Genomic DNA, 12,165 nt, shown 5'->3' on the forward strand with positions numbered 1-12,165 from the left:
TGTTGTCTTTTGAAAAAATGTGTTGAAAAAACATTAAGTTTATAAATAATATTTTTAATATACAACCAAAAATCGGCGATAATCTGCCTAATCTGCGTGCCATTTTAACATAAAAATATTTGTGTCCAGACGGTAGGATGGGAGCGGCATCCTTTTTTTCCTAGCTGGCCGTTTTACAAACGGTGAGCTAGGGAAAAAAGATATAGCGTACAGCAGGACAACTCGTCTGGAAAAGCAGGGTCGTGTGCTCCTTACAATTAGGCATCAATTTTTATTTTGGATACCATTAAGGCGATTAAAAATCCGAAAATGCCAATAAATGCGAATGAAAATTGCAAACCAAAAGCTTGAGCAATATGGCCAATAACAGGTGGTCCTATCAAAAACCCTAGAAAACTTACGCTTGAGACAGCGGTGAGCGCTTCGCCTGTTGGGATGGTTGGTTGTTTTCCTGCAATGCTATACAAAGTTGGAATGATAGTCGAAACGCCTAGTCCAACAAACATAAAGGCGATGGTTGCGGGAATGATGTAGGGAAAAAATACGGCGGTGAATAAACCTGTAGAAATGACACACCCACTGATTTGCATTACTTTTTTGCGTCCCCATTTTTGGGTAAGACGGTCGCCGAAAAAACGGCCGCTAGCCATCATAATCATAAAGGAAGTGTAGCCCAAAACGACTAAAGGACCTGGAACTTTGACTACGTCTTTGAAATATACGCCACTCCAATCGAACATTACGCCTTCGCTAGCCATACAACAAAAACCAATTACACCTAGCCAAATTAAGGTGGGGTCGGGTTTGAAAAAAGGTTTTTTCTTTTCGGTTTTTTGGGTTTCTTTGGCGCGGATGAGCAATTTGTAATTGAAGGCTACGAGTCCTAAAACGATGCAAGCGACAATAATAAAATGGGTGTAGGTCGTTAATTCTAAAGCTAAAATTCCGAGACCGATTAAGGCTCCAGTAAAACCAGCCAAACTCCACATTCCGTGAAAAGACAGCATAATGTTGCGCTTAAAAAGACCTTCGGTATAGACGCCTTGGGTGTTTACCGAAATATTGGTTAAGTTGGCGGTAAGTCCAAAGGCAAAAAGTCCAAGAGCCAATTGCCAAGCGTTTTGTGCCAAAGCTAAGTTGGTCAAACTAACAGCATATAATAAAATTGAGACGGGCAATACTCTGTGACTTCCATAACGTGTGACCAATTTTCCAGAGAAAAACATCATAGTAAGTTGCCCCACAGGAAGCGCAAATAAGATGGTTCCCAAGGTACCTTCACTAAGTTGCAAAGCTGTTTTGATGGTTGGAATGCGACTCGCCCAAGTGGCAAAAGTAAGTCCCATTCCGAAATAAAACATTGCCACTGCCCAACGTATTCTGTTGAGGTAAGAGACTTTGGCTTCGGCGTAGGCTTTTTTGTATTTCCCTTTGGGTTTAAGCCGCCCTAAGAAGTTGAGGTAAATCAAAGGATTGGTTTTTAGTGTTTTAAGTGCCAAAATTACAAAAAAGAACGGCTTATTGTGTCATAATAACACATTTTAATGATTTACAACGATATTGTTTATAATTTAAATACGTTGTGTTTATTTTTTTACCACATAGAATCATAGAATTTATAGTTTTACATAGAAAGGTATAGACGTTTTACTATTCACATAGCTACATAATACTATGTGAGAAATAGCACTATTTCTATTTTCTCTTTATACCTTGTACTATTAATCTATGGCTCTAGCCTGCAATGAGGCATCGAAGTGTGGTTAAATTTTATTTGAACTTTAATCAAAACTACTTACCTTGATTCTTTGCTGTTGTTGATGACTAGCGATTGCCGCCTCTATGATTTGCATCACTTGAACACCTTCTGTAGCGGAAACTGGTACTTTTTTTCCGTGAAGAATGGCTTGGTACATTCCCTCAAAAAAAGCATAGTAATTGCCTTGTTCTGTGGACACGAATTCTTTGATAATCGTTCCGTTGTTTTCGGTGTGGAGCAGTCCTTTTAGGTGTTCGGGTTCGGTGCCCCAATCTGTGGTATTGGGTTTTTTACCTAATTTTAATTCGTCTTCTTGCACATCGCCACGGGCTTTTAGAAACGAACCCTTTTTGCCGTGAAGCGTATACGATGGATGCGGTTCACGCACAAAGAAACCAGCTTTGAGTCGGACTCTTAGCTCGGGATAAAATAGGGTGATATCAATCCAATCGTCAACTAAAGAATGGGCTCTAGTAATTCGAATGTCTCCGTTTACGGCATCTGGAAAACCAAACAAGCATAAGGCTTGGTCGATGATGTGAGGTCCTAAATCTTTCAGAATTCCAGCACCGGCATTTTGGGTTTCTTTGTGGACTTTTGGACTCAAATTAGGATTGTAGCGGTCAAAATGAATTTCGGCCTCCACGATATCGCCAAGGATTTTGTCCTGAAGTATTTTTTGAACGGTTTTGAAGTCGCTGTCCCATCTTCGGTTTTGAAAAACGGCCAGTTGCAGTCCTTTTTCGTTGGCCAAAGCGGCTAGTTCTTGGGCTTCGGCAACGGTGGTGGTAAAGGCTTTTTCTACGATGGCGTGTTTTCCAGCGAGCAAGACTTGTTTGGCATATTCATAATGCGTACCCACAGGCGTATTCACAATTACCAAATCGCAATCGTCTTGGAGTAAAGTTTCTAAAGTGGGGTAGCTTTTTACTTTAGGGAAATCCGTTTGTATGAGCTTTTTGCTGCGTTCCCAAGCGCCTGTTATTTCAAAACCGGGATGTAAATCGAGAAAAGGAGCGTGGAATACTTTTCCAGACATTCCGTAGGAGAGTAGTGCCGTTTTTATTTTTTGCATAGATTGAAAGATTGAATGATTGAAACAAAAAAAATCCTCCGGACAAATTTAGGAAGAAATACTCAGCTTCATTTTATTTCCCCGACATTATAAGCAAATTATAACAATACAACTTTGAAAAGGGTTTCCAAAAACCACGAGATAAAAAAAATAGCTTTAGTTGAAAGGAGACAAGCGATTTAACAAACATTTAAATCGGTATGTAGTATATTGCGCTATCAAATTAAAATAGAAACGCTACTTTTGTGCGTTATTTAAGAACTAAAAGTAAACAATGGAAATCGTTATCAAGTTTGCTCAATTTTTATTGAGTTTGTCCTTATTAATTATTCTTCACGAATTGGGACATTTTATTCCTGCCAAATTATTCAAAACTAGAGTAGAGAAATTTTACTTGTTTTTTGACCTTAAGTTTTCGTTACTCAAAAAGAAAATAGGCGAAACCGAATACGGTATTGGTTGGTTGCCACTTGGCGGTTATGTGAAAATCTCTGGGATGATCGATGAGAGTATGGACAAGGAACAAATGGCGTTACCACCACAACCTTGGGAATTTCGTTCGAAACCCGCTTGGCAACGTTTGATTATTATGTTGGGAGGGGTTACGGTAAACTTCATTTTGGCGTTCATTATTTATATAGGAATGGCTTTTGCTTATGGTGATGCTTTTGTAACTATGGCCGATATGAAAGACGGATTGCTAATTGAAAATCCAGTGATGAATAAAATTGGTTTCCAAACTGGTGATAAAATCTTTGCTGTTGATGGCGAAAAAATCGAAAAATACGACAACGAAATCAATATGAAATTGATTATGGGGAAAGAAGTCCAAATCGAAAGAAATGGCGCTACTCAAACCATTCAAATGCCTGTTGATTTAGTGGACCAATTGTCAAAATTAGAAAAAGGGCCTTTAGTGAATATTCGTATGCCGTTTGCAGTTACCGCTATTCCTGAAGAATCTTTGAATAAACAATTACAGCCTAAAGACGTTATTGTTTCTATGAATGGCCAACCTGCCAAATATTACGATCAAGTTAAGGCTATACTAAAAGCGAACAATGGCAAAACCCTTCCAGCGGTTGTAATTCGTAACGAAAAAGAAGTACCTGTTCAAGTAATCGTTAACCAAGACGCCAAATTGGGGATACAAACGGGTAGTTTAGGATTAGAATCTTTAGAAAAACTAGGCTACTACAAAATCAGCAAACAAGAATACAGTTTCTTCGAATCGATTCCGGTGGGGATTGAAAAAGGGAAAGACCAATTGTTGAGCTATGGCAAACAATTGAAAATGATTTTCAATCCAGAGACCAAAGCGTACAAACAAGTGGGTGGATTTGCGGCTATTTTTAATATTTTCCCTAGTTCTTGGAGCTGGGAAGTATTCTGGAACATCACGGCTTTGTTATCGATTATGTTGGGAGTAATGAATTTATTGCCGATTCCAGCGTTGGATGGTGGCCACGTAATGTTTTTGTTGTATGAAATCATTAGCGGCAAAAAACCAAGCGACAAATTCCTAGAGAATGCTCAAATGGTTGGTTTTGTTTTACTTATCTCGTTGCTTTTATTTGCTAACGGGAACGACATTTACAAGGCGATTGTTGGCAAGTAAAAAAAATTAAAAAAAATTTATTTTTTGTTTGCAAAACTTGAAATTAGGTGTATCTTTGCAACCGCTTAGACAAACAAACAATGTCAGTCAAAGCCACAGAAAACGTTCCTACTACGCATTATAATACACAGTTTCCTCCTTAGCTCAGTTGGTTAGAGCATCTGACTGTTAATCAGAGGGTCCTTGGTTCGAGCCCAAGAGGGGGAGCTTAAAAGCCTGACAGCTATGTCGGGCTTTTTTTATGGAATAAATTGAATCCATAAAATTCAAGGACTTACTGCAGGTTTGAGCTGAAACTCTTCAGTTCAATTTTTATCCTAAAAAATTATTCTTTATATTATCGTTTTTTGTTTAATAATACCATCGTCAACTGATTCCTTTTTTGGGCTTCGTCTACTTCAACTCTTTTTTTTAAATAAGTTACTGCTATTTTAAAATATACTTTTTTAAAAACTTTTCAATTTATTCACATTTCTCTTGCAAACTTTCTAAAAATTAATTGCACATTTGCCAAAAAAATTTTAAAAAATATATGAAAAAAATCTTACTTTTTTTATTTGCCTTAGTTACTATGGGAACACAAGCACAAACAGCAGGCGATATAGCGCAAAGTTTTGGAGCATATCCTGGATTTATTGGAAATGTTCGTACAATTGAACAGCAAGTAGATGGGAAAATTCTTGCAGGTGGAGATTTCAATTCATACAAAGGTGAAACAGAAAACAAAATTATCCGTTTGAATAGCGATGGTTCTAAAGACACTGCTTTTAGCACAGGAACTGGGTTTAATGACGATGTTTATGCTATCGCAACACAAGCTGATGGAAAAATTCTTGTAGGAGGAAGCTTCTCTACCTATAACGCAGTTACTGAAAACAAAATCATCCGATTGAATAACGACGGCACCAAAGACGCAACTTTTGATACAGGAACAGGTTTTCAAGGGAGTGTTCATTCAATAAAACTGCAAGCCGATGGAAAAATATTAGTAGGTGGATTTTTCACTTCCTACAAAGGACTTACTGAAAATAGAATCATCCGTTTGAATAGTGATGGTACAAAAGATACTTCTTTTAACACAGGTACAGGATTTAATGACCGCGTTTTAACAATAGAACAACAAATAGATGGTAAAATCCTTGTAGGAGGAATGTTTACTTCCTATAATGGAACTAGCGAAGGCTATATTATCCGCTTGAATAATGATGGCAGTAAAGACGCAACTTTTGATACAGGATCGGGGTTTGATTTAGATGTCTTTATAATTAAACAACTTGCAGATGGTAAAATTCTTGTAGGTGGAGATTTCTCAGAGTACGACACAACTAGTACAAATAAAATCATCCGTTTAAATGCCGATGGCAGCAAAGACACTACATTTAACACAGGAACAGGTTTTAATCGTACTGTTTGGTCAATAGAAGAACAAGCAGATGGTCAAATATTAGTTGGCGGAGAATTTGCTACTTACAAAGATACTAGCGAAAACAAAATCATTCGCTTAAATACCGATGGTTCCAAAGATGTTACTTTTACAGCAGGAGTGGGGTTTGAAAGCACTTTTTATACCACTATTTATACAATAGCACAACAAGTTGATGGTAAAATATTAGTAGGTGGATCCTTCTATATCTTCAACGCATTTACCGAATACAAAATGATTCGTTTGAATAGCGATGGCAGCAAAGACGCTACTTTTAACACGGGAAACGGAACTGGGTTTAATGGATATGTGTACGAAATAGTACAACAAGCAGATGGAAAAATTCTTATCGGTGGAAATTTCTCTTCCTACAACGGAGTAACAGAAAACAGCATTATCCGTTTAAATAGTGATGGTAGCAAAGACACAACCTTTACTACTGGAACAGGGTTTAGAACTACAGGATTTGGTATTAATTATGGTCGTGTTTACTCAATAGCATTACAAACAGATGGAAAAATTCTTGTAGGTGGAGAATTCTCCACCTACAACGGAGCTTCAGAAAACTTTATTATACGTTTGAATAGCGATGGCACAAAAGATGCTACTTTTAACACAGGAACAGGTTTTGATGGAGTAGTTAAAACAATAGTAATACAAGCTGATGGAAAAATTCTTGTAGGTGGAGAATTCGCTAACTACAACGGAGCTATAGAAAACTTTATTATACGTTTAAATAGCGATGGTACAAAAGACGCTACTTTTGTAACAGGAACAGGGTTTGACGCATTTGTAAACGTAATAGTTCAACAAGCGGATGGTAAAATTTTAGTAGGTGGAGAATTTACTTTCTACAACAACGGATTTACACCAAAAGGAATCATACGACTTAATGGCGATGGCACAAAAGACACTTCTTTTAACACAGTAACAGGGTTTGATAACGCTGTTTGGACCATAGCACAACAAACCGATGGAAAAATTCTTGTAGGTGGAAATTTCTCACAATATAATGATATTAATGAAAGAAGCATCATCCGTTTGAATAGCGATGGAGTCAAAGACACTTCTTTTGTAACAGGAACTGGGTTTGACGGCTCTGTTTACACAATAGAACAACAAGCCGATGGTAAAATTCTTGTAGGTGGATTTTTCAGTTCTTACAACGGAAGTGCAGAAAACCTGATTATCCTTTTGAATAGTAATGGCACAAAAGACACTAGTTTTAATACAGGAGCAGGGTTTAATAACACTGTTTACACAATAGAACAACAAGCCGATGGTAAAATTCTTGTAGGTGGTTGGTACACTACCTACAACGGGGATAATAGCTCTGCTTTTTTAATTAAATTACACACTGAAACAAGTATATCTAATACTGCTGTTCTTACTCAAATTGGTAACGAAGGTGATGCTCCAAATACTGTAACATCTACTGTAACTACTGCACAGTTAGGTCAAATTGTACCGGCTATTACAGGCATTGTAGCGGCTAACCAAGCGGCATACCGAGCGTATATAGATGCTAATCCAGCGTTGTTTGCTTCTCCTGCTACTGTTGCAGAAGTTCAAGCTATGGTAACGGCTGTAAATGCAGAAGTTGTTGCTCAAGCAGCATCTGCTGCTGTTCTTACTCAAATTGGTAACGAAGGTGATGCTCCAAATACTGTGACATCTACTGTAACTACTGCACAGTTAGGTCAAATTGTACCGGCTATTACAGACATTGTAGCGGCTAACGAAGCGGCATACCGAGCGTATATAGATGCTAATCCAGCATTGTTTGCCTCTCCTGCTACTGCAGCAGAAGTACAAGCTATGGTTACAGCTGTAAATGCTCAAGTTGCATCTGCTGCTGTTCTTACTCAAATTGGTAATGAAGGCGATGCTCCAAATACTGTAACATCTACTGTAACTACTTCACAGTTAGGTCAAATTGTACCGGCTATTACAGACATTGTAGCGGCTAACGAAGCGGCATACCAAGCGTATATAGATGCTAATCCAGCATTGTTTGCCTCTCCTGCTACTGTTGCAGAAGTACAGGCTATGGTAACAGCTGTAAATGCTGTTTTATCAACAGGTAATTTTGATGCAACTACAAAATTATTGGTTTACCCTAACCCATCTAACGCTATTTTTAATATCGAAATTGATCAAAATGCTTCGTTGAAACTTTTTGACATCTTAGGAAAACAAGTGAAAACAAGTGAAATTAATTTAGGGACATCTCAAATAGATTTAACTAATTATAATTCGGGTGTGTATTTCTTAACAATAACTAACGAAATTAATCGAACTAAAACTGTTCGATTAATTAAACAATAGAGTAACCATAAAAAATAGGTACTTCATGTAAAAGCAAGCCACCTTAGGGTGGTTTGCTTTTTTATACTGATTTCAAACTATTTGTAAAACAGATTATTCACCTAGGTAATGCAAAACGAAGGCTTAATTACCTCTAAAAAAGTAATTATAGAATGAAAAAAATGAAATTTACAAAAAATAATAAAAACAACACTAACCATGTTTAAATTGTAAAACTTACTACCAAAGAAGGAGAAGTAACCAAGAAGTTTATTAAAGAAAAAGTTTCTTTAAATTTCAATATGTAAAATCCCAAATTCCAATGTCATACTGAGCTTGTCGAAGTATTTTGGAATTTTTATTTTTACAATACCATCGTCAACTGAATGCGTTTACGGTCTTCATCAACTTCGGTTACTTTTACTTCAACGTGTTGGTGGAGTTTGACCACTTCGTTGACATCGCTTACGAAACCAGCTTTGAGTTGGGAAATGTGTACCAAGCCACTTTCTTTGATTCCGATATCGACAAAACAGCCAAAATTGGTGATGTTGTTTACGATCCCGGGCAAAATCATCCCTGTTTTCAAATCTTTGATGGATTTGACATTCGGGTCGAATTCAAAGATTTTGGCGGATTTTCTTGGGTCTAATCCTGGTTTTTCGAGCTCTTTGAGGATATCTTTGATACCCAAAATCCCAATTTCGGGCGTTACGTAGTTTTCGGGTTTGATGAGGGCAATTTTTTCTTTGTTGGCAATCAAATCAGTAACGGAAGTTTTCAAATCTTTGGCCATTTTTTCTACTATGGCATAAGCTTCGGGATGTACTGCCGAATTGTCTAATGGATTTTTACCATTGGCAATTCTGATAAATGCTGCGCCTTGTTGGAAGGCTTTATCTCCCAAACGCGGTACTTTTTTGAGTTGTTTTCTATCGTCAAAAGGACCATTTTCAGAACGATACGTCACTATATTTTCGGCCAGCTTTTCTCCAATACCACTCACATAACTCAACAAATGTTTACTGGCCGTATTGATGTTGATTCCTACCGAATTCACGCAACGAATTACCGTTGCATCCAATTCTTCTTTGAGTTTGGTTTGGTCCACATCGTGTTGGTATTGTCCTACACCAATAGCTTTTGGGTCGATTTTCACCAATTCGGCCAAAGGATCCGACAAACGACGTCCGATAGACACCGAACCACGAACGGTTACGTCATAATTGGGGAATTCTTCACGGGCAATTTTTGAAGCGGAATACACAGAAGCACCTGCCTCCGAAACAATAAATACTTGAACAGGCTTATCGAAAGCGATTTTCTTGATGAAGAATTCGGTTTCTCTTGAGGCGGTTCCGTTCCCAATGGATATGGCATCAATATTATAGGCGTTTACCATCGATTTGATTTTTTTCATCGCCATCGCCGTTTCATTTTGTGGCGCGTGCGGATAGATGGTTTCGTTGTAGAGCAAGTCGCCTTTTTCGTCCAAACAAACCACTTTACAACCCGAACGAAATCCTGGGTCGATGGCTAAAATTCGTTTTTCGCCCAAAGGTGGAGCCAATAATAATTGCCCTAAATTATTCGCAAAAACCTGAATGGAATTGGCATCAGCTTTGGCTTTGGCTTCTTGCAAGGTTTCGTTCGCAATGGCAGGTTGTAGCAATCTTTTATAAGAATCCTCAATGGCCAATTGTACGTGTGAGGTGCTTGGACTTTGACCTTTCAACACCAATTCGTCGATTACGTCATAGGCCTCGTCAATATCTGCTTCTACTTTGAACTTGATGAACCCTTCATTTTCGGCACGTAGCATCGCCAAAAGTCGGTGCGAAGGCGCTTTGGTCAACGGTTCAGACCAATCGAAATATTGCGAAAACTTTTGCGCATCGGCTTCGTCTTTTTTGGTTTTGACCACTTTGGTGGTGATGGCGGCTTTGCGTTCGTACAAACGACGCAATTGTTTACGAACATAAATATTTTCGTTGATCCATTCGGCAATAATTTCTCTGGCGCCTTGTAAAGCCGCTTCTTCATTGACAATAGCATCGTTTAGGTATTGCGTAGCCAAGAAATCGACATCGTCATTTTTCTGTGCCATTATAATTTTGGCCAAAGGTTCCAGTCCATTTTCACGAGCGACATCGGCTTTGGTTCTTTTTTTCTTTTTGTACGGCAAGTACAAATCCTCCAACTCTTGTAGGTCAAAACTTTGTTGGATTTTTTTATCCAATTCGGGCGTCAAAGCGTTTTGTTCTTCGATGGATTTTACGATGGCTTCTTTTCGCTTCAGGATGGCCTCGTACTCTTTTTGGAGTTTGGCAATTTGTTCGATTTGTGTTTCGTCTAGATTACCTGTGGTGTCTTTTCGGTAACGCGAAATGAAAGGTATGGTGCAATCTTCCTGTAGTAATTGAACCGTTTTTTGAATATTGATGGCTGCGGTAGCTACCTTTTGGGCGATGAATTGTAAGTTGGTCATTTTTTGAATTTTTCGGAGGGCTAAAATAGCTAAATTTACTCTAGTTCTTTTTGACTTGGAGGCAGAAAATTTTCTCCTGTTACTACGCTTTTTCCAGTTTTCTCTTCTAAAGCTAATCGGGCGTTTTTGGCAATTGCTCCTCCTTTCTTACTGGCTTTTGCATTTTCTAAAAGTCCCTTGGCTTCGTCTGTTTCGGCAATTTGTCGGGTAGAAAGTTCTGCTAGAGCTGTAAAAATTAATTCAGCTTCCGTCATGTGATCTCTTAAATTTTGAGTTTTCAGTCCTTTTATTTCTTTATGATTTTTAACAGATAATCCTGTCCATTCCTGATGAATGATATTGGTCAACATTGCAAATTCATCCTGTTTTTCAACACCCGATTCTTTCCAATAATCGGTTAATTTATTGCGAGTCTCTTGTCCAGTCATTCGTTGCTGAATCCATTTTTCGCTACGTCCCAATTTTTTCCAATTTTCACGGGCACGGTCTAAACTTTGGGCGGGATCTGCCAATTCTTGCATTCGTTCATAGCCCACTTTTGCTAACCATTGCTTGAACGGCTCTGCTTTTGGAGAAGGAATGGATTGAATTAAGCGCAATAAAGTTTCAGTATCGGCGGTATCTGTCAATCTATTTTTACCATCTTCGGCAAGCATTTTCAACTGTACGATTTTATCGTACGCTTCACTTCCTTCATTATTTAGCTTCTTCTTTAAATCAGTCCAATAACGTTTAGGGATAGTACTATCTGTTAAAATCTGAATAACATCAATAACTGAGAAATACCAAATTTCTTTTTCAGCATCGTAATGGCTACGTACTTTTTTGGCTTCGAATAATTTAATTGGGCTCATAATTAAGGGATTTTTAGACATACATAAGAATTTTAAATATAAGAAAAACAACTTACTTCTTTTATCTTTGACTTCAATTTTTACCCAAATGAACTTGATTTTTTACTTTCTTTTACTGGTTAATGTATTAGCTTTTGTTTTAGTAGGCTATGACAAAATAGTAGCTCAAAAAAATAGAAGAAGAATCCCCGAAACAATCCTTTTAACCATCGTGTGCTTCGGAGGAACTGTTGGTAGTGGATTAGCGATGCTTTTGTTCAGACATAAAACAAGTAAAACTAGTTATCTTTTGAAGTTTTGGTTGATAGTGATATTGCAAATTATGGCCATTTGTTTTGTTTCATTAGACTATAAAATCTAAATAATTCTGTTTGTTGATTACTTGAAAACTAGCTTCAGGATAGGCTTTTGCAAAAGCCGTGGGGGCTTTCGCTTTTCTATTTTCATTCCATTTGAATTCGTATCCTCGTAGCTGGCCATTTTCTTCTTCCAACCAATCTAATTCTTGTTGGTCATACGTACGCCAAAAATAATTGGTTACTACTTTTTGAGTATAATTTTGGTGTTTTATACGTTCCGAAGCCAAATAATTTTCCCATAATGCACCAACATCGGTGCGATTGTCTAATCGATTAAAATTG

8 protein-coding genes and 1 tRNA gene are annotated in these 12,165 nt (G+C 37.7%); 4 read left to right on the forward strand and 5 right to left on the reverse strand.

Going from position 1 to position 12,165, the window contains the following annotated elements; genetic code table 11:
* Positions 1–257: 257 nt before the first annotated feature.
* Complete coding sequence (locus tag O9307_RS13370) at positions 258–1,469, reverse strand: MFS transporter (RefSeq protein WP_298300169.1); 1,212 nt, start codon at positions 1,467–1,469, stop codon at positions 258–260.
* Positions 1,470–1,781: 312 nt separating this feature from the next.
* Positions 1,782–2,834, reverse strand: coding sequence for a Gfo/Idh/MocA family oxidoreductase (locus tag O9307_RS13375; RefSeq protein ID WP_298300171.1), 1,053 nt, complete (start codon positions 2,832–2,834; stop codon positions 1,782–1,784).
* 274 nt (positions 2,835–3,108) lie between these two features.
* Between O9307_RS13375 and rseP the strand changes: the two genes are divergently transcribed.
* The 3 genes from rseP (at position 3,109) to O9307_RS13390 (ending at position 8,203) form a co-directional block, all read left to right on the forward strand.
* Positions 3,109–4,452 (forward strand): RIP metalloprotease RseP, encoded by a 1,344-nt coding sequence (gene rseP / locus O9307_RS13380; RefSeq protein WP_298300173.1) that lies wholly within the window; start codon positions 3,109–3,111, stop codon positions 4,450–4,452.
* Positions 4,453–4,585: 133 nt separating this feature from the next.
* A tRNA-Asn gene (locus O9307_RS13385) sits at positions 4,586–4,659 on the forward strand.
* 325 nt (positions 4,660–4,984) lie between these two features.
* Complete coding sequence (locus O9307_RS13390) at positions 4,985–8,203, forward strand: T9SS type A sorting domain-containing protein (protein ID WP_298300175.1); 3,219 nt, start codon at positions 4,985–4,987, stop codon at positions 8,201–8,203.
* 343 nt (positions 8,204–8,546) lie between these two features.
* On the opposite strand, the gene O9307_RS13395 is transcribed toward O9307_RS13390, so the two are convergent.
* Both O9307_RS13395 and O9307_RS13400 read right to left on the reverse strand, forming a co-directional pair.
* Entirely contained in the window at positions 8,547–10,670 is a 2,124-nt protein-coding gene (locus tag O9307_RS13395; RefSeq protein WP_298300177.1) for a Tex family protein, read from the reverse strand.
* A gap of 35 nt (positions 10,671–10,705) precedes the next feature.
* Positions 10,706–11,524 (reverse strand): BRO family protein, encoded by an 819-nt coding sequence (locus tag O9307_RS13400; RefSeq protein ID WP_298300179.1) that lies wholly within the window; start codon positions 11,522–11,524, stop codon positions 10,706–10,708.
* An 88-nt stretch (positions 11,525–11,612) separates the two neighbouring features.
* On the opposite strand from O9307_RS13400, the gene O9307_RS13405 reads away from it, so the two are divergent.
* Entirely contained in the window at positions 11,613–11,885 is a 273-nt protein-coding gene (locus O9307_RS13405) for a DUF1294 domain-containing protein (RefSeq protein ID WP_298300182.1), read from the forward strand.
* Here the strand turns inward: O9307_RS13405 and O9307_RS13410 are convergent.
* The coding region (locus tag O9307_RS13410) for a DUF4143 domain-containing protein (RefSeq protein ID WP_298300184.1) at positions 11,868–12,165 on the reverse strand (298 nt) is incomplete at its 5' end. The genes O9307_RS13405 and O9307_RS13410 overlap by 18 nt on opposite strands.

Source organism: Flavobacterium sp., assembly GCF_027531905.1.
Classification (GTDB): Bacteria; Bacteroidota; Bacteroidia; order Flavobacteriales; family Flavobacteriaceae; genus Flavobacterium.